At 54.7% G+C, this 22,080-nt stretch carries 28 protein-coding genes and 1 pseudogene; 19 read left to right on the top strand and 10 right to left on the bottom strand.

Translation table 11 applies throughout. From position 1 onward, the window contains the following. Positions 1 to 79: 79 nt before the first annotated feature. On the bottom strand, positions 80 to 322 hold the full coding sequence (locus NST29_RS15040; protein ID WP_011232431.1) for a NifU family protein: 243 nt from the start codon (positions 320 to 322) through the stop codon (positions 80 to 82). An 84-nt stretch (positions 323 to 406) separates the two neighbouring features. Here NST29_RS15040 and NST29_RS15035 point away from each other — a divergent pair, with 84 nt between their 5' ends. After that, positions 407 to 736, top strand: a complete 330-nt coding sequence (locus tag NST29_RS15035; RefSeq protein WP_061912062.1) for a YuzD family protein — start codon at positions 407 to 409, stop codon at positions 734 to 736. A gap of 246 nt (positions 737 to 982) precedes the next feature. On the opposite strand, the gene NST29_RS15030 is transcribed toward NST29_RS15035, so the two are convergent. Further along, positions 983 to 2,053 (bottom strand): NAD(P)/FAD-dependent oxidoreductase, encoded by a 1,071-nt coding sequence (locus NST29_RS15030; protein WP_033018741.1) that lies wholly within the window; start codon positions 2,051 to 2,053, stop codon positions 983 to 985. Between the two features lie 173 nt (positions 2,054 to 2,226). Here NST29_RS15030 and NST29_RS15025 point away from each other — a divergent pair, with 173 nt between their 5' ends. From NST29_RS15025 to NST29_RS15010, 4 genes are all read left to right on the top strand, one after another. Continuing rightward, a complete protein-coding gene (locus NST29_RS15025; RefSeq protein WP_033018740.1) occupies positions 2,227 to 2,466 on the top strand; it encodes a YuzB family protein in 240 nt (79 codons plus the stop codon). Between the two features lie 130 nt (positions 2,467 to 2,596). Continuing rightward, positions 2,597 to 3,469 carry a diaminopimelate epimerase gene (gene dapF, locus NST29_RS15020; RefSeq protein ID WP_033018773.1) on the top strand — a complete coding sequence of 291 codons (873 nt, stop codon included), beginning with the start codon at positions 2,597 to 2,599 and terminating at the stop codon, positions 3,467 to 3,469. Positions 3,470 to 3,600: 131 nt separating this feature from the next. Beyond that, on the top strand, positions 3,601 to 3,966 hold the full coding sequence (locus NST29_RS15015; protein ID WP_033018739.1) for an iron-sulfur cluster assembly accessory protein: 366 nt from the start codon (positions 3,601 to 3,603) through the stop codon (positions 3,964 to 3,966). 48 nt (positions 3,967 to 4,014) lie between these two features. Further along, complete coding sequence (locus tag NST29_RS15010; RefSeq protein WP_033018738.1) at positions 4,015 to 4,326, top strand: LapA family protein; 312 nt, start codon at positions 4,015 to 4,017, stop codon at positions 4,324 to 4,326. Positions 4,327 to 4,520: 194 nt separating this feature from the next. Here the strand turns inward: NST29_RS15010 and NST29_RS15005 are convergent, their stop codons facing one another. Then, complete coding sequence (locus NST29_RS15005; protein ID WP_172706235.1) at positions 4,521 to 5,519, bottom strand: NAD(P)/FAD-dependent oxidoreductase; 999 nt, start codon at positions 5,517 to 5,519, stop codon at positions 4,521 to 4,523. Positions 5,520 to 5,958: 439 nt separating this feature from the next. Between NST29_RS15005 and NST29_RS15000 the strand changes: the two genes are divergently transcribed. The 6 genes from NST29_RS15000 to NST29_RS14975 all read left to right on the top strand — a co-directional run bounded on the left by NST29_RS15000 (position 5,959) and on the right by NST29_RS14975 (position 9,603). After that, positions 5,959 to 7,182 (top strand): NAD(P)/FAD-dependent oxidoreductase, encoded by a 1,224-nt coding sequence (locus tag NST29_RS15000; protein ID WP_033018772.1) that lies wholly within the window; start codon positions 5,959 to 5,961, stop codon positions 7,180 to 7,182. A 330-nt stretch (positions 7,183 to 7,512) separates the two neighbouring features. After that, positions 7,513 to 8,016, top strand: coding sequence for an NUDIX domain-containing protein (locus NST29_RS14995; protein WP_033018735.1), 504 nt, complete (start codon positions 7,513 to 7,515; stop codon positions 8,014 to 8,016). 126 nt (positions 8,017 to 8,142) lie between these two features. Continuing rightward, positions 8,143 to 8,268 (top strand): YuiA family protein, encoded by a 126-nt coding sequence (locus NST29_RS14990; protein ID WP_160331355.1) that lies wholly within the window; start codon positions 8,143 to 8,145, stop codon positions 8,266 to 8,268. 56 nt (positions 8,269 to 8,324) lie between these two features. Next, positions 8,325 to 8,648 carry a YuiB family protein gene (locus NST29_RS14985; protein ID WP_033018733.1) on the top strand — a complete coding sequence of 108 codons (324 nt, stop codon included), beginning with the start codon at positions 8,325 to 8,327 and terminating at the stop codon, positions 8,646 to 8,648. Further along, the gene (locus NST29_RS14980; RefSeq protein ID WP_033018732.1) at positions 8,645 to 8,878 is read left to right on the top strand and encodes a hypothetical protein; all 234 of its coding nucleotides are present in this window, start codon (positions 8,645 to 8,647) and stop codon (positions 8,876 to 8,878) included. The genes NST29_RS14985 and NST29_RS14980 overlap by 4 nt, the downstream gene beginning before the upstream one ends. Before the next feature lie 86 nt (positions 8,879 to 8,964). Continuing rightward, positions 8,965 to 9,603: a 3D domain-containing protein gene (locus NST29_RS14975; protein ID WP_033018731.1), complete on the top strand. Its 639-nt coding sequence runs from the start codon at positions 8,965 to 8,967 to the stop codon at positions 9,601 to 9,603. Between the two features lie 62 nt (positions 9,604 to 9,665). Here the strand turns inward: NST29_RS14975 and NST29_RS14970 are convergent, their stop codons facing one another. Further along, a complete protein-coding gene (locus tag NST29_RS14970; RefSeq protein WP_033018730.1) occupies positions 9,666 to 10,475 on the bottom strand; it encodes a cobalamin-binding protein in 810 nt (269 codons plus the stop codon). A 685-nt stretch (positions 10,476 to 11,160) separates the two neighbouring features. On the opposite strand from NST29_RS14970, the pseudogene NST29_RS14965 reads away from it, so the two are divergent. The 3 genes and pseudogenes from NST29_RS14965 to NST29_RS14955 all read left to right on the top strand — a co-directional run. Beyond that, a pseudogene (locus tag NST29_RS14965) lies at positions 11,161 to 11,999 on the top strand (M17 family peptidase N-terminal domain-containing protein); the annotation flags it as partial. 191 nt (positions 12,000 to 12,190) lie between these two features. Further along, complete coding sequence (locus tag NST29_RS14960) at positions 12,191 to 12,811, top strand: DUF47 domain-containing protein (protein ID WP_033018729.1); 621 nt, start codon at positions 12,191 to 12,193, stop codon at positions 12,809 to 12,811. A 17-nt stretch (positions 12,812 to 12,828) separates the two neighbouring features. Then, complete coding sequence (locus tag NST29_RS14955) at positions 12,829 to 13,827, top strand: inorganic phosphate transporter (RefSeq protein WP_033018727.1); 999 nt, start codon at positions 12,829 to 12,831, stop codon at positions 13,825 to 13,827. Between the two features lie 37 nt (positions 13,828 to 13,864). On the opposite strand, the gene NST29_RS14950 is transcribed toward NST29_RS14955, so the two are convergent. Next, positions 13,865 to 14,470 (bottom strand): biotin transporter BioY, encoded by a 606-nt coding sequence (locus tag NST29_RS14950; protein ID WP_033843158.1) that lies wholly within the window; start codon positions 14,468 to 14,470, stop codon positions 13,865 to 13,867. Between the two features lie 376 nt (positions 14,471 to 14,846). Here NST29_RS14950 and NST29_RS14945 point away from each other — a divergent pair, with 376 nt between their 5' ends. Beyond that, positions 14,847 to 15,005 carry a hypothetical protein gene (locus tag NST29_RS14945; RefSeq protein WP_172418677.1) on the top strand — a complete coding sequence of 53 codons (159 nt, stop codon included), beginning with the start codon at positions 14,847 to 14,849 and terminating at the stop codon, positions 15,003 to 15,005. Between the two features lie 267 nt (positions 15,006 to 15,272). On the opposite strand, the gene NST29_RS14940 is transcribed toward NST29_RS14945, so the two are convergent. From NST29_RS14940 to NST29_RS14925, 4 genes are all read right to left on the bottom strand, one after another. Then, a complete protein-coding gene (locus NST29_RS14940) occupies positions 15,273 to 15,509 on the bottom strand; it encodes a hypothetical protein (protein ID WP_324698940.1) in 237 nt (78 codons plus the stop codon). Positions 15,510 to 15,597: 88 nt separating this feature from the next. After that, complete coding sequence (locus NST29_RS14935) at positions 15,598 to 15,948, bottom strand: hypothetical protein (RefSeq protein ID WP_033018725.1); 351 nt, start codon at positions 15,946 to 15,948, stop codon at positions 15,598 to 15,600. 102 nt (positions 15,949 to 16,050) lie between these two features. Next, positions 16,051 to 17,373, bottom strand: coding sequence for an ArsB/NhaD family transporter (locus NST29_RS14930; RefSeq protein WP_033018724.1), 1,323 nt, complete (start codon positions 17,371 to 17,373; stop codon positions 16,051 to 16,053). Between the two features lie 14 nt (positions 17,374 to 17,387). Next, positions 17,388 to 17,834 carry a hypothetical protein gene (locus NST29_RS14925; protein ID WP_033018723.1) on the bottom strand — a complete coding sequence of 149 codons (447 nt, stop codon included), beginning with the start codon at positions 17,832 to 17,834 and terminating at the stop codon, positions 17,388 to 17,390. 229 nt (positions 17,835 to 18,063) lie between these two features. On the opposite strand from NST29_RS14925, the gene kapD reads away from it, so the two are divergent. From kapD to NST29_RS14910, 3 genes are all read left to right on the top strand, one after another. Then, a complete protein-coding gene (gene kapD, locus NST29_RS14920; RefSeq protein WP_033018722.1) occupies positions 18,064 to 18,684 on the top strand; it encodes a 3'-5' exonuclease KapD in 621 nt (206 codons plus the stop codon). Positions 18,685 to 18,978: 294 nt separating this feature from the next. Continuing rightward, positions 18,979 to 19,194: a hypothetical protein gene (locus NST29_RS14915; protein WP_081917008.1), complete on the top strand. Its 216-nt coding sequence runs from the start codon at positions 18,979 to 18,981 to the stop codon at positions 19,192 to 19,194. A 92-nt stretch (positions 19,195 to 19,286) separates the two neighbouring features. Next, positions 19,287 to 19,781, top strand: a complete 495-nt coding sequence (locus tag NST29_RS14910; RefSeq protein WP_033018770.1) for a superoxide dismutase family protein — start codon at positions 19,287 to 19,289, stop codon at positions 19,779 to 19,781. A gap of 401 nt (positions 19,782 to 20,182) precedes the next feature. On the opposite strand, the gene NST29_RS14905 is transcribed toward NST29_RS14910, so the two are convergent. Beyond that, positions 20,183 to 21,343 carry a MalY/PatB family protein gene (locus NST29_RS14905; RefSeq protein ID WP_033018721.1) on the bottom strand — a complete coding sequence of 387 codons (1,161 nt, stop codon included), beginning with the start codon at positions 21,341 to 21,343 and terminating at the stop codon, positions 20,183 to 20,185. An 83-nt stretch (positions 21,344 to 21,426) separates the two neighbouring features. Between NST29_RS14905 and NST29_RS14900 the strand changes: the two genes are divergently transcribed. After that, positions 21,427 to 21,693 carry a DUF1871 family protein gene (locus NST29_RS14900; protein ID WP_033018720.1) on the top strand — a complete coding sequence of 89 codons (267 nt, stop codon included), beginning with the start codon at positions 21,427 to 21,429 and terminating at the stop codon, positions 21,691 to 21,693. Positions 21,694 to 22,080 lie beyond the last annotated feature (387 nt).

Below are 22,080 nucleotides of genomic sequence, written 5' to 3'. Positions count from 1 at the left end.
GTTACGCTTTCTCGTCGTCGGATGCCGTAGGAGGACAAAAAAACATCCGAACAGCGGCGAGCTGTTCGGATGTTCCGCTTTAGAATACTTGCTCTACTTCGACGACGCCCGGCACTTCTTCAAACAGCGCGCGTTCGATCCCGGCTTTTAACGTGATCGTCGAGCTCGGGCAGCTGCCGCATGCGCCGAGAAGGCGGAGCTTGACCACGCCGTCCTCTACGTCTACGAGCTCGCAGTCGCCCCCGTCGCGAAGCAGGAACGGACGAAGTTTATCCAACACTTCTTGCACTTGTTCTTTGATTTCTTGGTCCGTCATTTCCATCGACTCCTTTCCTTACTTTTTATTATAATCGTGACAGGGGAAAAAATCTAATGATAAATTTTGCTTGCATAAAGGGTGACAATGATGGCGTTTCAAGCGGTTGAAATTTGTGTTTACGGGGCTGACGTCCTTTGCCCGGCTTGCGTGCAGCTGCCGTCATCGAAAGAGACGTATGAGTGGCTCGAAGCGGCGTTGCGCCGCAAGTATCCCGATCAGCCGTTCCGGATGGTCTACGTCGATATTTTTCACCCTCCTGCCGATGATGAACGAAAACGGGCGTTGGCGCAAACGATCGTTGAAGAAGATTGGGTGTATCCGGTCGTGGTGATCGAAGGAACGGTGGTGGCGGAAGGCAATCCGCGGCTGAAGACCATTTGCGCAGAAATGGAAAAATACGGCTACCGTTCGTTATAGCGGCGGCGCATGGGGAGGAAAGCGAACGGACGGCGGGGAGGTCCCCGCCGCCTTCGCGTTTGGTCAGCCGCCCGGTCGGCGACAAGAGCTGCTCATACTGTCGTTAGAAATATCGCCTAACCCTTTGGTCCGCTGCCGGATCGGCCATAAGATTTCGACGATGATGGGTCGGTGTCGGTTGCCAGCACGCGTTCTCACTGAACCTGCTGCTTTGCGCCTGCCATTTTATGGACAGCCGCGCAAGGCTTAATAGCCGTTGTGGTGTTTATACATCCAAAGAACGCCCGATTTTAACAGGCGCGGCACCCGTCCAGTGAGCGGGCGGTCTGCCACAAGGCCGAAGCCGTGTTTTTTCCCGAGCGAGCCGAGAATGCCTTTCAGCTTAATCGGCGGGAATTCGCTTGGCGGCTCTTCGCCGTTCCAGCGCTTTTGCAGCACTTGGACGATTTGTTCGGCTTGCGCTTCGGCGAGCTGGGCGCTCGGCGAATGCGGTAGGCTCGCACAGTCGCCGACGACGTAGGCGTTTTCATAGCCGGGGATATGGTGCCGTTTCGTCAAGATGACGCGGCCTTGCTTGTCCTTTTCCACGTTGAGTTCGCGGACGACGCGGTTCGGCTGGATGCCGGCCGTCCAGACGATGACGTCGCACGGCACCGGTTCATCGTGGTTGTACAGCACGCCCGGCTCAACTTTCGTCACGTTGGAGTGGCGAATGATCTCAACCTTGTGTTCGTCGAACCAGCTTTCGACATAATCGCTCAGCCGTTTTGGAAACATCGGCAAAATGCGCTCGCCGCGGTCAAACAGTTTAATGTGCAAATCAGGGCGGCTTTCGGCGAGCTCGCTGGCCAACTCCACGCCGCTCAGGCCGGCGCCGACGATGCCGACGGTCGACTTGGGCGGCAAGTTGTTCAGCGCTTCGTAAGCGGCGCGCGCTTTGTCGATCGATTGAATGCTGTAGGTGTATTGATCAGCGCCTGGCACCCCATGGTACTTGTCCTCACAGCCCAATCCGATCACCAGCTCGTCATAACGGACGCTGCGCTCGTCTTTCAGGTGAACGATCTGGTTGTCAAGGTCAATGGAGACGACTTCGCCAAACTCGTACGTCAGCTGCGGATGTTCCGGAAACGGGACGCGAATATGGTGGTCACTGACCGTTCCTGCAGCCAAGGCGTAATATTCCGTTTTTAAACAATGGTATGGAACGCGGTCAATGAGGATAATATGAATGCCGTTTGGCACATGATCTGGGAGGAGGCGTTGCAAAATCCGCATATTGCCGTATCCTCCGCCGAGCAGTACAAGTTGTCTCATGGTTAAAAATCCCCTTTTGTCCAGTTTCGTAAGCCGCTTATGCCATAAAAAAGTATAACGAAATTGTGACAAAAGAACAATAATTTTTCCGCCCACTCCTTGCCCGACAAGCATGTTCATTGACGGCGCGCGGCAAAACGGCTACGATGGGAAACAGGAAGGTGAACATGCGCATGGTTTTGCCAATCATCGAATTTTGCATCAGCAACTTAGCCAGCGGGTCGTACGAGGCGATGGAACAGCTTGAAAAAGACCCGAATCTCGATATTATCGAATACAGTTGCCTAAGCTATTGCACGCGCTGTGCGGAAACGCTGTTTGCGCTCGTCAACGGTGAGTTTGTCAGCGCCGAAACGCCGGATGAACTCGTGGAAAAGATTTATCGGCATCTCGAAGAACATCCGATGCTGTAACGAAAAAAGGAGGATGCCCAATGGCGGCATCCTCTTCAATGTATATGAAAAAACGGGGGATACTTCCATTGTGGCCAAGGGGCGTTGTTTTTATACATCCAATTCCAGACTTTTTCGGGAGGGACGAACATTGCCGTCGTTTACGTTTACGAAAATGCATGGATTAGGGAACAGCTATATTTACGTTGATTTGTTTCGCGAAACGCTTCCGGAAGACGAGCTGCCGGCGATCGCCCGCCGCGTTTCGAACGTTCACACCGGCATTGGATCGGATGGCTTAATTCTCATTGGTCCTGCGGAGCGGGCGCCGGTCAAAATGCGGATTTTCAACAGCGACGGTTCGGAAGGGAAAAATTGTGGCAACGGCTTGCGCTGTGTAGCAAAATACGCGTATGAGCATGGCCTTGTCAAGGAGCGCCGCTTTTTGATCGAAACGCTTTCCGGGCTGGTTGAAGCAGAAGTGGCAGTCCAAGACGGCGAGGTGGTGAGCGTCACCGTCGATATGGGCGAACCGCGCCTGCAGCGGAGCGCCATACCGATGATCGGACCGGAGGCGGAACAGGTCGTCGCTGAGCCGTTTGTCATCGGCGGCCGCGAGTACGCGCTCACCGCCGTCTCGATGGGCAATCCACACGCGGTCTTTTATGTTGATGACATCCGCCAAGCGCCGGTCGAGGCGCTGGGGCCGCTTGTCGAACGCGATCCGCGTTTTCCCGAAGGAGTGAACGTCGAATTTGTTGAAGTCGTGAGTGATCGTGAGCTTCACTTCCGTGTGTGGGAGCGCGGTTCCGGCGTGACGCAGGCGTGCGGGACGGGCGCGTGCGCGGCTGTCGTCGCTTCTGTGCTCAACGGGAAGACGGCGCGCGGAGTGGAAACGGTCGTCCATTTGGCCGGCGGCGATTTGGTGATCACTTGGGGATGGGACGGGCGCGTGCGCATGACCGGCCCAGCCGAAACGGTGTGCACAGGGGTGTACTATGACCGGGGCGGGCAGAACGGTTGAGCATTTGTGCTGGAAAACGGTATAATAACAGTAAGCGGAAGGTCGGTGAGCGTTGAGTCGCCCGGTTGGGGTAGCTTTCCCGAACGCGGGTCGCCTGCCTCGCTTGACCTGATAGTGAAGGAGGGATCGAGATGGCGGAAGCCATTGTCACGCTGACGGAAGCGGCAGCGTTTCAAATTAAGGACATGATGAAGGAGCAGGAAGAGGAAAACGCCTATTTGCGCGTAGGGGTTCACGGCGGTGGCTGCAGCGGGCTGTCGTACGGCATGGGCTTTGAGCATGAGCGGCGCGCGGACGACGTCGAATTTGAACAGCACGGCATTAAAATGTTGGTCGACCGCGATAGCGCGCCAATTTTGCGCGGCACGGTCATTGATTACAAACAGTCGCTGCTTGGCGGCGGATTTACGATCCATAACCCGAACGCCATCGCGACGTGCGGCTGCGGTTCGTCGTTCCGCACGGCAACGAACGCCGGCACGCCGGAGCAGTGCTGACCGCGGAAACCGCGGCGGACAAACCCGGAGAAAGGGAGGGGAAGGCGAGTGAAAGGGCAAGTGAATGTAGTGTTGGCCCTCTTGTTGGCGCTGATCGTCGCCCTGCTCGCGGTGGCCAACGTTGACAAAGTGACCATCCGTTATTTGGTTGGAGAAACACGTCTGCCGCTGATCATCGTCATTTTTGGCTCCGCGGTTCTCGGCGCTTTAGTCGTCGCTATGTTGGGCTGGGTTCGCCTGTTCAGCCTGCAGCGACAGCTGAAAGCAGCGCTCAAGGAAAACGAAGCGCTGGCCGCTCGGCTAGCCGAACATGAACAGCAGCCGTCATCGGTATCGCTGTCTGGCGATGAAACGATGTAAAGCGAACAGACGGCGCCGCCAAAATGAGAAAGAGGGTGTCCCAAAAGGATCGGGATCCCCTCTTTCGTTGCTTATATACGTGCTGGCTGCTTCTGCCGCACGATCGGTTGTGCCGATCTTGAAGGCAGACCCCTTTTTGGGTCTGTCTCGCTTTGTCGTGTCATGGTCGCACTGAAGCGCGGCACACAACGAAACTAAAAGAGTGAGGTCGAGTGCGCCGGCTGCATCCGCGCTGTCGGATCGATGTACGTTTTGGCGCTGCTGATGGCGATCGGCGCTTCACCGAAGCCGCAGGCGATCAGCTTGATTTTTCCGTCGTACGTGCAAATATCGCCGGCGGCATAGACGCCCGGGATGTTCGTTTCCATGCGGGAATTCACTTTGATCGAATGCTTCTCGATTTCCAATCCCCAATCTTTGATCGGCCCAAGCGAGGAAATGAAGCCATAGTTGACAATAACGGCGTCCACATCGACCGTTTCTTTCGTTCCGTCTTTGGCGTGCTCAAGCACGACTTGGTGGATGGCATGTTCGTCACCGATCAGTTCCACTGGCACGAACGGTGTCTTCACACGCACGGCCGATTTCATAAGCTGTTCGACGCTGTGCTCATGGGCGCGGAACTTGTCACGGCGGTGCACGATCGTGACGCTGGCCGCGATCGGTTCGAGCATCAGCGACCAGTCGACCGCCGAGTCGCCGCCGCCGCAGACAAGCACCCGTTTTCCGGAAAACTGCTCCAAATCGTTGATAAAGTAATGCAAGTTTTTCCCTTCATAACGGGAAGCGGTTTCGATTTCCAGCCGCCGCGGCTGAAAGGCGCCGTTTCCAGCGGTGATGATCACCGTTTTCGAATAGTGGATTTGTTCATTGGTGATGAGTTTGAACGTTCCGTCTTCCTGCTTTTCAAGCACATCGACCGATTCGTTCAGGCAGACGGTTGGTGAAAACAGCTCCAGTTGCTTTTTCAGCTGATTGACCAGCTCTTGGGCGCGCACTTTCGGGAATCCGGCGACATCGTATATGTATTTTTCCGGATACAACGCGGAAAGCTGCCCGCCGAGCTGAGGAAGGCTTTCGATGATTTTGACCTTCATTTGCCGCAAGCCGCCATAAAACGCGGCAAACATGCCGGTCGGCCCGCCGCCGATGATCGTGACATCATAAAGAGTACGATCTTCCTTCACTGCCATACCTCCTTTGATTGTGATGAAATGATCCGTTTCTCTTTTTCGCACCGCGGCTCCTGCTCTCCACCTGTTTCAGGAGCGTTTCCGTTCCGCGCCGCGGTCGGCTGCGAACCGCCTAGGCGGCGCTGCCGTTTTCGGTTTCGCTTCCAGCAAAGCTTGATTTTTCTTCCCTTCTTATTTTAGCATCTTATGTCAGCATGGGCAAAAGATGACGCCCACCGTCTGTTGGCTGCGGAAGGGCAGCGGTGAATTTTTCCGTCTTGCCGCAAAAAACACTTGAAATGGGGAAGAAAAAGGACTAATATGGTTGGTGGACAGATTGTTAATTTTTTGTGACAGTCCCTCGACATTTTTTTGTCCGTTATCGTGAACTTTTTCACAAACTTTGTGCGATAAAAACGGGGACGGCAGCAAAAGCTATAAAAAACGAAAAAGGGTGGAAGTGATTCAAGTGAGAAAACCAAACGTTGTCATTTTAGGCGCGGGCTACGGTGGGCTGATGACGACGGTTCGTCTGCAAAAGCTGATCGGGGTGAATGAGGCGAACATTACGCTCGTCAACAAACATGACTACCACTATGAGACGACATGGCTTCATGAGGCGTCAGCGGGAACGTTGCATCACGACCGCGTCCGCTATCCGATCCGTGATGTCATCGATCGGAACAAAGTGAAGTTTGTTCAAGCGACGGTCACTCAAATCGTTCCGGATGAGAAAAAAGTGCTGCTAGCAGACGGGGAATTGACATACGATTACCTTGTCATCGCTCTTGGCTTTGAATCGGAAACGTTTGGGATCAAAGGATTGAAAGAATACGCGTTTTCGATCGCCAATGTCGATGCCGCGCGGCAAATCCGCGAGCATATCGAATACCAGTTTGCGACGTACAATACCGAAGAGGACAAAAAACCGGAGCGGCTCACGATTGTTGTCGGCGGCGCTGGGTTTACGGGCATCGAATTTTTAGGCGAGCTCGCCAACCGGATGCCGGAGCTGTGCCGGGAGTATGACATCGACCCGCACAAAGTGCGCATCATTTGCGTCGAGGCGGCGCCGACCGCGCTGCCGGGCTTTGATCCGGAGCTCGTCGAGTACGCGGTCAGCCAGCTTGAACGCAAAGGCGTCGAATTCAAAATCGGCACGGCCATCAAAGAATGCACGCCGGATGGCATCATCGTCGCCAAGGGTGATGATGTCGAAGAAATCAAAGCCGGCACGGTCATTTGGGCCGCTGGCGTGCGCGGCAGCCGCGTCATTGAGGAGTCCGGCTTTGAAGCGGCGCGGGCGCGCGTGAAGGTTGACCCATATTTGCGCGTCCCAGGCCATGAAGACATTTTTGTCGTCGGCGACTGTTCGCTCGTCATCGATGAGGAAACGAACCGCCCGTATCCGCCGACGGCGCAGATCGCCATGCAGGAGGGCGCGCTGTGCGCGAAAAACTTGGCGGTGCTCATCCGCGGGCAAGGAGAGCTCGAGCCGTTCAAGCCTGACATTAAAGGAACCGTCTGTTCGCTCGGCCATGATGATGCCATCGGCGTCGTCTTCGGCAAAAAGCTGTGGGGAACGAAAGCAAGCTTCATGAAAAAAGTGATCGACAACCGCGCCCTGTATTTGATCGGCGGTTCGTCGCTCGTGATGAAAAAAGGGAAATTTAAATTTTTCTAAAACGGTTGGCGGGAGCGGTGCGACATTGGTTAAGCTGCCTAGCGGCAAGCTCGGCGGCTGCGCGGCGCTGGCAACCGTTAAAGATGGCGAGGCGACTCGCTGACATCGGCCCGATCGATGGCAGCGGTTTTGCGGGAGTGAGGGGAGTGTTCCAAAAGGACTGGGACACTCCCCTCATCGCGATAGACGCACCAGCCGTTTCTCTGCCACACGAGTTCGGTCTTTCTTGAGGGGAAGATCGCCTTTTTTGTGCGCCAAAAACAGGGATTCGCCGTCTGGCTGTCGAACTACCAACGTAAACAACGATCATGAAACAAAAGGATGAGAACGATGGACAGCAAACGCGGAAACGTTTGGATCGCCGCAGCGGGCTTGGTCATCAATGAAGCGGGGGAATGGCTCGTCGTCAAGAAAAAATACAGCGGGCTGAAAGGAAAATGGTCGCTGCCGGCCGGCTTTGTGCAACCGGGGGAGATGCTCGATGAAACGGCTGTTCGCGAAGTGTGGGAAGAAACGGGAATCCGCTCGGAACCCGTCGCGCTGCTTGGTGTGCGCACCGGCGTCATCAACGGAAACATCAGCGACAACATGGCGATTTTTTTGCTCCGGCCGCGATCGGAGCGCATCATCGTGCAGACCGAAGAGCTGGATGCGGCTGCTTTCTTGAGCAGAGCCGCGCTTCAGGCCGACCGTGACACTTCCGGCCTGATTCGGTATTTGCTCGCGCTTGAGCCGCTCGCGTTCCTGCCGCCGCACAATGGTCTCAACCCGGGCGATCCGTTCGGGTACACGAAGTATCGGCTCTACTTTGAATCGCTGAAAGGGAAAGAATGACGAAGAAAATGAAAGCAAGTCATCGATGTATCCGTTTACATGAAGCGAAACGGCGAAAAACCGCCGTTTATTTTTACAGAAAATTTTGATATGTTAATAAAAACGAAATGGAGGGGAACATCGATGATGACGAGGACAGCTTGCCCTTATTGTGATGGGCACGGGTACGTGCAGTTGCTGCTTGGCGGTTCGGAAACGTGCTACTGCTGCCAAGGGACAGGAAGCGAGAAAGAGGGAGAGAACAGGCGTTGACTTGGCATCCGCCCATCCAGTACACTGAAAAAGGGTGTAAGGGAGGTAGAGGGCGGATGCAGATGAGTTTGCCCCTTGTCTTAATTTCCATGCTTTTATTTTTTGTCTTGTTTTTCGGCATTAGTTTTTTGCTCAATATGGTGTTGCGGATGACGTGGATTGTCGCCGTATGCTTTCCGGTGATCGCTGCGCTCATCATTGACGATGTGCCATGGACGCGCTATTTCACCGCGCCGGCGGCGGCGTTTGCCGCGCTCGGGCGCAAAGCCGCTTCGTTGGCGGCGGCCGACGTCTTGATTTTGGCGAGCGGATTCGCCGGCGCTCTTTGCGCCGGATGGGCGATTCGCACGCTGCGAGCGAAAGGATACCGGATGTTTTGACGACCGGCCGCCTTGTGGGCGTGCCGGTTTCAGCTTCCCATCGGGAAAAGGGAACGGATTTCCGCACGCGGGAACGGGTGCGGTGTCGGTTTGGCTGTTCGCGCCGTTTTGCAGCGGCTGGCGACGGCCATTTTTTTGTGCTTGGAAACTCGAGAAGCGTTCAAGTCGGCCGCCTGCTGTTGGCCGGCTTTCTTGCTATGGCCGGTACTGCGCAATGGCATTTTGCCTAGAAGGCCGGTGAAAAACCGCTTTCGCTGCCAATGAATATTTCGATTTCGGATGGAGATAAATAGAGGTGTGAGAGGAGTTGAGAGCATTGAATAGGTTTAGGCAGTTTGTGCGCCGGTCCGCGATGACGCTCTTGTTTCTTGCCGCGTTGACCGCAACGTTTCAATCCGTTTCAGGGGTTGAGGCGAAAACGGTTCTCCATTCCTTTCCAAACGTTTTCTCGGTGGGTCGCCCGCCTGTTTGGGAACTGAAGGAGCGCGCGAAAAACAGTCAGCACTCCCCGCCACGCCTCGAAGACCATTTTGATTGGTCAAAATATCCGTCCGTGGAAGTGATCGCGACCGGCTACACAGCTGGTGCCGAGTCAACCGGCAAAACGCCCGATCATCCTGAGTATGGCATTACATACTCCGGCGTCCGCGTCAAACGCGACCTTTACTCGACGATTGCCGCGGATTTAAGCGTTTTCCCGATCGGCACGATTTTGTTTATTCCCGGCTACGGCTTCGGCGTCGTGGCCGATAAAGGCGGGGCGATCAAAGGGAATCGCATCGACTTATATTACGAAACCGTCGAAGATGTCTATAAATATTGGGGAAAAAGGAAAGTTCACGTCTATGTGGTGCAAAAAGGGGACGGCACCTTGTCGGAGGAAGAGTTGAAGCGGCTCAACGAAGATGAAACGATGCAAGTGTTTCGCCAGCAATATTTGCAGTCGAAAAGCTAAGCAGGCATCGATGGACTGCGCGGTGGGGCGGACAATCGAATCATTGGCAGGCCCCCCGCCTGTCAGCGCCCGAGGAGCGGGTCGCTGTCGTCGGCGGGAGGAAAGAGCGACGGATGCAAACGCGGCGCTAATTTTTTTAATCCGACTAGCAAGCGCGGCGACGGCCGGCAATAGAGCGCTTCTTCAAGAAGATGGATGCGCCCGTTTCGGACGGCGTCCGTTTCGTTGGCCTTTGGGCGCTGCGTGACCGCGCTGGGCCTCATTTTTTTTGTCTGCACCCCCACCCAGACGAGCAATATGTGCGCTGGATTGCGGGCGACGACTTCGTCCCATTCCGTCTGAATGCTCGCCTGCGGGCAGTCGGCAAACACGTTGCGCCCGCCGGCGAGTTCGCTGAGCTCGCTCAGCCAGTTGCCGCCGCCGGGCGTAAAAATCGGCCGCGGCCACCATTCCCAATACAGGCGGACCGGTTCGGCCGCGGCGGCTCGTTCGCGGTACTCAGCGAGAAACTCGCGATACCGGCGGACGAGATCAGCCGCTTTTTGCGTTTCACCAATGGCTTCACCTAACGTAAGAAGGTCGGAGGCGATGTCATCGAGCGTATTCGGCGCCAGAACGAGATGGGGCAGCCGGCGGCGCGCGAGTTCCTCGATGTTGCGCTCCATCCCGGGAACGCTCAGCGAAGCGACGACAAGGTCCGGTTTCAGCGCTTCGACTTGATCGATGTCAATGCGCAAATCCGGCCCGACGTTCGGCAGCCGCCTGACCTCCGGGGGCCAATCGGACGATTGGTCGACGGCGATGACGTCATCGAGCCGGCCAAGGTAAGCGAGCAATTCCGTGTTGCTTGGGCAAAGGGAGACAATATTCATGGCGTTGTTCCTCCTTGGAAATGCTGGGGCGGCGCGTTTCACCCTCATCCATTGCGCTTTTCCTCCTCGGAAAAGGCCGTTGGATTCAGGCCCGCCTAGGAGGCCGATGATTTTGAGGAAGCAAGCCGCTTCTCAAACCCGTTTCTCAAATGGATAAGCCTTGTCGCATCAGCAGCGTCTTTCACACGCTCCCCATTGCTCAAGAGAAACAACTGTTTTTACCATATTTTTGGAAGCGGGGTAAAAAACCGACGATTCCCTTCATCAATGGGGGAACGGGTGAAAAGCAGGACCGATGCCACGAGTTTTTCTGCTGGAGAAAGGCGAGTCAATCACCAGCCTCCTAGAGGAGCGGTGAAAAACCGCTGTCGCACACGAATCGGTGGCATTTTCATTCAGAAAAGAAAGCTGGTTCTGCTAGGTTTCCCTAATTGAGAAACAGATGGAATCAGTAGCATTTTGCACGAAATCACCAGCCTCCTAGGAGCGGTTCGCGAAGAGCCGTTAATGTGATATTCTATTTGCTGGCCGCGTTTTCCTTCTATCGTGTGCAGTGTGGCCAGAAAGAAAACCACGGTGGGGCGGTCCCGGCAGAAAAAAGGCAAGCTATTCATTAGGGATTCGAAACAATAACCCCATTTCGATATAATGGAACATGAAAGCCATGACGAAAGGGGAGGAAACGATGTTTACTGTAAAACCGTTTCCATCGCCCGAAACGAATGAGGACGCGCTTGTGATCGGGTTGTTTGAAGGAGCGGCCTGGCCGGAGCGTATGATGCCCGCCTTGGTGGGCGGCTGGCCGAGCTGCAAAAGGAAGGCGACATTTCCGCGAAATGGGGGCGCCTTTCCGTCATCCATCCTTTTTTGCCCACTGGAGCGAGGCGATTGTATTTTGTCGGGCTTGGCAAACAAGAGGAGCTGACGTTTGCGCGGCTGCGTGAAGGATTTGGCAAGCTCTTTCGCGCGCTCAAGCAGGCGAAGCGGACTGCGGCGGCCGTTGTGCTCGACACGTTTACGACCGAAGCGGTCGATGCGAACGAGGCGGCCCATGCCTTGGCCGAAGCGTGCTATTTGGCCACGTATGAGTTTCCCGGCTACAAGCAGAAAAAAGCAGAACCGGATGCAACGCTGGCGTCGCTTACCGTCTATACGGCAGCCGATGCAGCGGACATCAAGACGAGCTTGGTTGTCGGCTCGGTGTACGGAAAGGCGACCAACTCGGCGCGCACACTCGTCAATACGCCAGGGAATTTGTTGACGGCGTCCGATTTGGCTGATTATGCGGTGAAGCTCGCTACCCGGTACGATTTGGACTATGAAATTTTGGAAAAAGAAGAGATGGAGCGGCTCGGCATGGGCGCGCTCTTGGCGGTGAATCAAGGATCGGCGCAGCCGCCGAAGCTGATCGTTCTCAAATACCAAGGAAAAGAACGGTGGGAGGACGTGATCGCCCTCGTCGGCAAAGGGGTGACGTTTGATACGGGCGGGTATTGCCTGAAGCCGCGCGACAGCATGATCGACGAACGAAAGCGGACATGCATAGCTTCGTCGCTCTTTTGGCACGCTATGTAATACGCAGCTGGAAAGGCGAACAAAATGTAAAGGTCATGTAAATTTTGCGTAAAGTTTCTTTTTTCTTATTGTAAACAAACTTGAAGCTGCTACAATAAGTAGCGGTGACTTTCATTCCATCAATGGAGGGTGTTCCGGCCATGATTTTTTCGCCAAAAAAGGACGTTTTCTTCGATATGTTGTTCACGATTTCGGAAAATGTGAAGGAAGCGGCCCAATATTTTGTCGAATACAAAATCCGCAACGTCGGCGATTTGAAAGAGTTCGCGCGGGTGATGAAGGAGTATGAACGGAAAGGGGATTCGTTCATCCATGAATTGGTCGTCCAGCTCAATAAAACGTTTATTACCCCAATCGAGCGCGAAGACATTCACCAGCTGGCGATGAAAATGGACGATGTGCTCGATGGCCTCGAGCAATGCTCGGCCCGTTTTGAAATGTTCTCGTTTACCGACATTGACGAACATATGGGGAAATTTTTCGACTATATTTACCAAAGCACGATTGAAATCGTTCATGCGCTAGAGCTGCTTTCGCATAAAAAATTGCTCGATATGCGCCAGCACGCCATCAAGATCAAAGACTACGAAACGAAATGTGACGAAATTTTGCGCGCTTCCATCAAAAACTTGTTTGTCTCCCAAAAAGATCCGATTAAACTCATCCAGTATAAAGAGCTGTATGAAATGCTCGAGGAAATTGCCGACAGCTGTGAGGATGTCGCCAATACGATTGAGACGATTATTATGCGCAACGCATAAAAGGGGACGTTGTTTTTATGGATATGATTCTTGTCTTGACGATATGCATCGTGATTTTTGCGCTGGCGTTTGACTTCATCAACGGCTTCCATGATACGGCCAACGCCATTGCCACTTCGGTGTCAACGAGGGCGCTTACGCCGCGGCGCGCTATTTTGCTGGCTGCGGCGATGAACTTTATCGGCGCTTTGACGTTTACCGGCGTAGCCAAAACGATTACGAAGGACATCGTTGACCCGTTTGCGTTGGAAAACGGGCCGATCATCATTTTGGCGGCGTTGACGTCCGCGATCGCGTGGAACTTAATCACGTGGTACTATGGGATCCCGAGCAGCTCTTCCCACGCGCTGATCGGTTCGATTGCCGGCGCGGCGGTCTCGGCGGCCGGAATCGGCATTTTAAATTACCAAGGTTTTTTGAAAATTTTAGAGTCCCTGATTTTGTCACCGTTTTTGGCGCTGGGTGTCGGTTTTGTCATCATGACAATTTTTCGATTCCTGTTTAAAAATGCGAACTTATACGGTACAACCAAAGGATTTCGCCTCTTTCAAATCGTGACCGCCGCTTTGCAGGCGTACACGCACGGAACGAACGACGCTCAAAAAGCGATGGGGATTATTACGATGGCGCTGATCGCCGGCGGATATCACGCGACGACCGACATTCCGGAGTGGGTGCGCATTGCCGCCGCTACGGCCATGGGGCTGGGAACGGCGGTCGGCGGGTGGAAAATCATTAAAACAGTCGGCGGAAAAATCATGAAAATCCGCCCGATCAACGGGGCGGCCGCGGATTTATCGTCCGCGCTCGTCATTTTTTCAGCGACAACGTTTCATTTGCCGGTCAGCACAACCCACGTCATTTCCTCGGCTATTATGGGAGTGGGCGCCGCGCAGCGGGTGAAAGGAGTCAAATGGGGCGTCGCTCGCCGGATTGTGATTACATGGGTGATTACGCTCCCGATTTCTGCGCTCATAGCTGGTTTTCTGTACCAAGTGTTCAATTTATTTTTCTAACGAAAAACGCGCCTGTTGTTCAACAGGCGCGTTTCGTTTATGCCGCCGGCCGGCTCGCGGAAGAGGAGCGGCCGATCGCCCGGCAAAGCTTTGGAGCGATCAGGCCGGCGACGATCGATAACAAAATGTCCTTTGGCAGCGGGACAAGCATCCAGCCCCATACCATTTCGTACGACAGCCCTTTTGGCGCTTCCGCCCATAATTTGTACGCCATATACATCCAGTTCGTGCCGATGACATAGTTGATGACCATCCCGACAAGCGCGGCGGTGACAAAGCGGACGGTGGGTGCCGGCTGCGGGCCGCGTTCGATGATCCAGCCGGTCACATACGCAGCGGCGATAAAGGAGAGAATAAAGCCAAATGTCGGTTGGAAAATGATTGATAATCCGCCGCTAAGCTTGGAAAACACCGGCGCGCCGGCTAGGCCGACGAACATATACACCGTCATCGCCACCGCGCCGAGCCGCCGCCCTAACACCGCGCCGGCAAGGACGCAGAAAAACGTCTGCAGCGTGATCGGTACGCCGCCGACAACAAGAAACGGCACCCACGATGTAATGTTGGCGCCGATGGCCATCAAGGCGACGAACATCGCGGCAAGCGTCATGTCAAGCGGGCGAAGCGAAGTCCGTTGTTTCATATGTAAACCCCCTTTTTATGTTTGTTAACAAAATCGTACTGAACAACCGCTAGGCTGTCAATCCTTTTTTCCGGGAATGATGGGGTGAGTGGCGGGGGATATTAAGGAAAAGCGCTGCCCGAAAGGTCCACCGCTTCCACCGGGGTTTCCGGTTCTTCCCAAGACGCTAAGCAAAAGCGCTGCCCTAAAAGGCCGGTGAAAAACAGCTGCCACGAGCAACTCAGCGGCATTTCGCCAAACAAAAACGCCGATTTCGCCAAGCTTCTCTAACTGAAAAACAGATGGAATCGCAGTATTTTGTACGACATCACCGCCCCTCTAAGCTGAAAACTGAATCAAAGCCGACAAGGACGAAAGAAGCGAAAGGAGGATGGCGATGGAGCGGTTTATGCCGGATGAGGAACTGAAGCGGGCAAGCAAAATCGGAGCGAACGAAGACATCATCCATACGAGCAAAAACGATGATGGCTACGATTTGCGGACCCCGGCTGAAATCGGGAAGCGGCAGCCGATCGATGAAAACGGCAATGCGTGAAAGAAGAGGCGCGGATGGACGGGATCTTTTTCGTCTACTTTGAAAAACAAGTGCTGCGCTTTTTAGGAGGCTGGTGATTTAATAGTACATACCGCTTCCTAGCATCGTTTCTCAAATAGAAAAACCTTGTATCATCAGTGCTTCTTTTCACACGTTCATCCATTGAGCAGGGGAAACAGCTGTTTTCGACCGCCTTTTAGACTCCAAGGCGGTTAAGCTGACGATGTTGACTTCGTTGGTCTCGATCCTTGTCGGGGCTATCATCGATCAGCGCACGCAATCGAATGCGCCATGGAAACGGAAGAGGCCGGTGAGTTCGCCGAGATATTGGACGGGGATGGGACGACCGCCGTCTTTTTTCGTTGGTGAACGTTGGTACACATCGTTTTGTGCGAAAACGGTTTCTAGTGTGGCAAGACGCCGACGACAGCCCGCTTCCAGCGTCGCGGGTGGAAGCGGTGTTGTCGCATCGGGTGCGGCGCCTTTGAACGGATGGCCGCTCATCGTCCAATGGCGGCCGACGTGATGAGCGCCAAAAGCGGCGTCTTGCCAACCATTTCCCCCGTTTCCCCCGCCGCCGTGCTGGCAAAGGCTATCGGTGTGAAGGTGGAAACACGTTCCAGCGCAAGCCGACAACGAGCTGGCAGCACGGGAACGCGCCGGGCGGCGGCGAGAGCGTCAGGCGGATGCCGTCGGGATTGAAATATACCTCGGTTTGCGAGCGGATGCCAAGCGAACGGATCAGGCGCTTCACTTCATCCGTTTTTCCTTCTTGGGCGGCCGACATGACCGCGGCGGCAAACGAGCGCGATTCGGCCAGTTTTTTCAAAACAGCGGCACCGTCGTTCATCAACGTCTGGGCGGTGGCGGCTGACTGGGAAAAGAGCGTCGGGTCGATCGGGGGGTACGGGCCGGCCGGCAGCCTTGGGAAATAAGCAAACATGGCTGTTTGCGCCTCCTTTCCAACAATGGAATCGATATTACAATATGAGCGGACAGCAAAAAAGGAGCGAAATCACCATTTCGATTTCGCTCCTTCCATTTGTTATAAATAGCGCAGCCATAAATAGCCGTGCGACAAGAGCAAGGCAATGAGCGTGAGCGGGGCCCCGATTTTCAAAAAGTCCATGTACGTAAATCCATGCCCTTCGCGCGAAGCGATGCCGGCGACAATGACGTTGGCTGAGGCGCCGATGAGCGTTCCGTTTCCGCCGAGGCAGGCGCCGAGCGACAAGGCCCACCAAAGCACGTCGATCTGCGGCGAGTCTGGGGATAAGCCCATGCCGACAGCCATATCTTGAATGAGCGGAATCATCGTCGCCACAAACGGGATGTTATCGATCGTCGCTGAAGCGATCCCGGACAGCCAAAGGATGAAATACGAAGCCGTGGAAATGTCGCCGCCGGTGACATCGAGTGCTCTTTCCGCCAATGTCTTGATAAGGCCGATGTCAACAAGTCCGCCGACCAAGACGAACAGACCGGCGAAAAAGAAAATAGTGACCCATTCGATCGAATGAAAGATCTCTTCTATTTCATGCTCTGGCACGGCGATGAGCATGAGCACGATCGCTCCGGCCATGGCGATGACCGCCGCATCGACATGAATGGCCGAATGCAGGATAAAGCCAAGAATCGTCAGCCCGAGCACGGCGACCGATTTGCGCATCAGCTTCGCGTCTTGAATGTAGTCGGCATCGCGAAGCTCCATCAATGTTTGAATTAACGCTGGATCGGTTTGCAGCTGCTTGCGGTAAACGAAGGCGAGCAGCGCGACTGTGACGATGGCGATGACGATGACAATTGGCGTTAAGTTCAATAAAAAAGCGTTGAAATCGAGATGCTTGTTCGCCGAACCGATCATAATGTTCGGCGGGTCGCCGATCAAGGTCGCCGTGCCTCCGATGTTTGACAACAGCACTTCGGAGATTAAGTACGGCACCGGGTTGACGTGAAGCATCCGCGTGATCGAAAACGTCACCGGCACGACGAGCAAGACGGTGGTGACGTTGTCCAAAAACGCCGACAGCAGTCCTGTCAACAGCGAAAGCATCACTAAAATGCGGATCGGGCTGCCCTTGGCCAGCTTGGCCGCTTTAATGGCCATGTATTGAAAAAAACCGGATTTGCTTGTGATGCTTACTAAAATCATCATGCCGATCAACAGCGTGATGGTGCCCCATTCAATATGGTGGGTGAAGGCGTTTTCGGTGTCAACGATGCCGAAAATGACCATGAGCGCGGCGCCGAGCAGAGCGATGACGGCGCGGTTGACCTTTTCGGAAATGATGATGGCGTATGTAGCGAGAAACACGGCAATGGCCAAATAGTATTGAAATTGTGAGACGTCAGCGGCAGAATGGCTCATCATGGTCCCCTCCTTTACGGTGTTGATGATGGCGCGCCGTGGAAGCCGTTGCCGCACGATGGGCATGTCCAGTCGCCGCTCTCGCCGATGGCATCGCGCACATAAAAGGTGAATGAACAGTGCGGGCAGGCGATTTCACGCACTCGATCGATCAGCATTCGCCGCGATGGTTCGGCCGCCGCATCGGTGTCGACGATTTCCACATGGATCGTTTCACGAGATTCATCTTCGGCGATCACTTTCCCCCGTGCGTCTTCTTCTGTGCGCCATCCGCCGCCGAGCACATGCTGCTTGAGCTGGCTGGATGAGGAATGTTCAAGCATGTCCTCGGCGAGTTCCATATATTGCTTTGGCGTCAACTCATCGAAAGGAAGAACCGATGCTTGTCCCTCCCAATAGGCGCGCAGCTGTTCTTCCGTGAAAATGTAGGTGACAATTTGATGAATGATGACATTTTTCATAACATCCGCCTCCTTTTTTTCATCATATCATAGCATCTCGCTGGAAAACAGGGGCGGCGGCTTCGCTTCGCCTAGGGGAACATTCCTGTTTTCGGCGTGAGGGGAGTGGATTCCTCCGTCATCCGCCCCTTTTTCGTCATTTTCTGAAAAAAGAAATAAACAATCGTTCCCTCGTGATATAATAATAGTAAGACAGATCGCAGCTATGCAGGAAAGGAGGGAAGCGACGATGGACATCCCGCAATATTTGTTCCTTGATTTTGAGTTTACGATGCCGGAGACGAAAACGGAGCCAAACGGATTTTGCCCGGAAATCATCGAAGTTGGCCTTGTCGCGGTCGTTGCCGAACAAATTGTGAACCAGTTTTCCGCTTATGTGAAACCGCTCCGTTTTCCGCAGCTGACCGACCGATGCAAATCGTTTCTCAACATCACCCAAGAACAAATCGACAGCGGCATCAGCTTTTATGAACTCGTTACGTTGCTTCGGCAATATGATCGTGAGCGTCCGACGACGGTCGTGACATGGGGAAGTATGGATATGAAAGTGCTTCGGGAAAACTGCCAGTCAGCGCAAGTGGCCTTTCCGTTTACGGGCGAGCACCGCGATTTAGCTTTGGAGTATAAGCGGTTTTTTGGAAACAAAAACCAAACGGCTTTGCGCAAGGCGGTTCAGGAGTACGGCAACGAAGGGATCGGAAACGCGCATTGTGCGCTCGATGACGCTTTTACCGCCTACACGATTTTCCGCCTCATTGAAAACGACAAAAAGTATTTGGTGAAGACAAAGCCGCCTACGCTCGGAGAACGAATCGATTTCACCCAGCTGCGAAAAAAATTTGCCTTGTAGACGATCCGGTTCGGAATGCGTCGCAGCCACGCCCGTCGAAGGAAAGCGCCGCTGCTAGAGACGGTGGCCGCTTGCCGATGAAGCGCTGCTTGGCTGAGAGATGGAAACAACGGGCGGGTTGGCGGCGGCCGGCGGATGTGATAAGCTATGGGGGAGTAAAACGCTTCGGCCTAAACGCGGGCGTCAAGGATGGTGCGGTGCGGCTTGCCTTCGAGCGGAACGATGCCGGCGGCCGAAAGCTCGCGCCTTGGACAGAAGCGGGAAATTCAGGCAGGAAAGGTTGTCTTTGAGATGATATGGCCATCGGTGTTGAATTTGTTTTTGTATTTCCCTGAAGATAAGCGCGAATATATCCCTGCGGCGATTTCGTTTGCCGTCTTTTTCTTGATGGCGGTGTTTACGATGCGGCTGATCATCGTCATTTCGCGGAAACAAGAGAACGAAGCGAAGCGGCTCGAGCGGGAGTTGCTTGGAAAAACGGACGAGCCTGAGCGGACAAAGGACGTATAAATCGCTCCTTCCCCGGCGATACTGGCAGGTAGTAGTTGCCAAGAGTTGGAGGGGATGGAGTGTTGTGCGGAAGACGATGGTTGGCCGCGGCCATGGCGCTCGCCTTGGTTGGCTGCGGAAAAGAGGAAGGCATGAGCCGGAAAGTGGAAATGATCAACGCCGACGGCGATCCGATCGGCACGATCGAGTTGGTCGAGCAGTCTGAAGGGGGGGTGCGCTTGAAGCTTGATTTGCAAGGCCTTCCACCGGGGGAGCACGCCATTCATATTCATGAAAAAGGAAGTTGTCAGCCGCCCGATTTTCAGTCGGCCGGCGGCCATTACAATCCCGATGGAAAAAAACACGGCCTTCTCCACCCGGAAGGTGCGCACGCTGGGGATTTGCCAAACATTATTGTCAAAGACGACGGCACGGTCAACGTTGAATTGACGGCGCCGCATGTGACGCTGAAAAAAGGAGCGAAAGGATCGCTGCTGACGAAAGAGGGGACATCAATTGTCATTCATGCCAAAAAGGATGACGGCATGACCCAACCGGCGGGGGATGCAGGCGGCCGCATCGCCTGTGGGAAAATCAAGTCGTCTTGAACCAAATCGGCGTCTCGAACACCGTTTTGGCTCGGGAAAACAATTTAGGGTGCCGGTGATTTCGTGCAAAACACCGTTGAGTTCGACCTATTTCTCAATTAGAGAAACCTTGCAGAATCGGTTTTCTTTTCTTAATGAAAATGTCGCCGATTGGTGGTGACATCGTTTTTTCACCAGCCTTTTAGAAAAACCGCTGATTCTTTCATCAGTAGGAGAATGAGTGCAAAACAGGACCGATGCAACAAGATTTTTCTAATTGAGGATCTGTTCGAGCCGCTCCCCGTTATGAATATACCGCTGACGTTTCGCTTTATGTATCACAGGCAGCCGCCTGGTGGCTCCCTTTGGTGAACAAAACGTCCGCGGAGGGAGCGGCTTACCCAGACAGACGTCAGCCGGCGTTAGCGGAGCGCAGCCGCCAACCGCCGCAGCCCTTCGTTGAGCGTTGGCCGTGGGCAGGCGACGTTCAAGCGGATGAAGCCGTCTCCTTCCGGGCCGAATTTGCGGCCGAACTCGACGGCGATTTGTCCTTTCTCCAAGAGCCGCCGCTTCAGTTCCGTTTCGGACAGGCCGAGGCGGCGGACATCGATCCAGACAAGATACGTCGCCTCGGGGCGGATTGGGCGCACCGTTGGCAGCTCGGCGGCCAAGTAGGCTGCGGTGGCGTCGATGTTGGCCTGCACATACCGAAGCAGCTCATCGAGCCATGGTCCGCCATGGCGGTAGGCCGCCTCTGCGCCAACCACGGCGAACGTGTTCAACGTAAAAAACCCGTGTCGCTGTTGAACGCGGCGGAACGCCCGGCGCCGCGCCTCATCGGGAATGATCGCCTCGGCCGCCTGCAAGCCGGCAAGATTGAACGTTTTCGTCGGCGCGCGGAACGTGGCGCTCCACGCGGCCAACTCGGGGGAGAGGGAAGCAAACGGCACATGCCGGTGCGGCGGAAACGTCAAATCGGCGTGAATTTCGTCGGAAAGGACGAAGACGCCATGCCGCAAGCACAGCTCCCCGAGCTGCTTGAGTTCTTCGCCAGTCCACGATTTGCCGCCCGGGTTGTGCGGGTGGCAAAGGATGAGCAGTTTTGCTTTCGGCAGCTTCTCTTCCAAGTCATTCCAGTCGATAGCGTAATGCTCTTCCGTCAGACGGAGCGGACTGAAGAGCAGCGTGCGGCCGTGACGGCGGACGAGATCGAACAGCGGTCGGTAGACGGGGGAGAAGACGATCATGCCATCCCCGGGCTCGGAAAAGGCTTCAATGGCGGCGGCGACCGCCGGCACGACGCCGGGGGCAAACGTGAGCCACTCCGGATCGATGCGCCAGCCGTGGCGGCCTTCAAGCCACTCGCACACCGCCTCCCGCAGCGAGTCCGGGACGATCGTGTAACCGAAAATTCCGTGTTCGATGCGCGCCCGCAGCGCGTCTTGCACCGCTTGCGGGGCTGGAAAATCCATATCAGCGACCCACATCGGCCATACTTCGTCATGGCCGAACACCCGCTTCGCGTCATCCCATTTCAACGATTGCGTTCCCCGACGGTCCACGACTTGATCAAATGAAAACATGACATCGTCTCCCTTCTTTTTTTTCGATAAATGGCTTATAATGAGTTATATCATATTTCCAGAAAGAAGGTGGATGGCGGCGCATGGACGGACCACTGCTCAATCAGCGGCTTCTTGAGGCGGTTGGCGCTTGGGATCCGTTTGGCTGCGGAAGCGATGCGTACGAGGTGGAAGCGGTGGATGTGCTTCAAGCCGTATATGACACGGATGACCCTCGCCTGCTCGCGGCCCGCATCCAGTCGATATATGAATTCGCTTTTGACCACACCATTCCTTTTTATGATTGTTTGCAGCTGGCATGGCGGTTGCTCGAGTTGAAACAGGCAGCGTCTTGTTCGCCGCCGGTGTGACGGACCGCTGCCGACAGGACGAGGCCATTCGCCCCGCGGTGGTGGGACAGTTTCATGTGCGTCCCCTCGTTGCCTAGGAGTCCGGTGATTTCGTGTAAAACGCTGCTGGTCCCACCCATTTCTCAATGAGAGAAACTTTGCAGAATCAGCTTTCTTTTTTGAATGAAAATGCCGCCGATTCGTGTGCGGCAGCGGTTTTTCACCGGCCTTCTAGGAGGCTGGTAAAAAACGGTTGCATCTCTTGAACCATGGGGGAACGTGTGAAAGGCGCTCCTGATGCGACAAGGCTTATCCATATTGAGAAACGGGTTTGATCAGCGGCTTGCCCCTTAAATCACCGACATTCTAGGGCGGGCCTGCACCAAGCGGGGCAGATGGTCGATGATG

It is taken from the genome of Geobacillus sp. FSL W8-0026, from assembly GCF_037966255.1.
Taxonomy (GTDB): Bacteria; Bacillota; Bacilli; order Bacillales; family Anoxybacillaceae; genus Geobacillus; species Geobacillus icigianus.
Note: the sequence above shows the minus strand (reverse complement) of the source record. Positions and strands in the feature narration are given on the sequence as shown.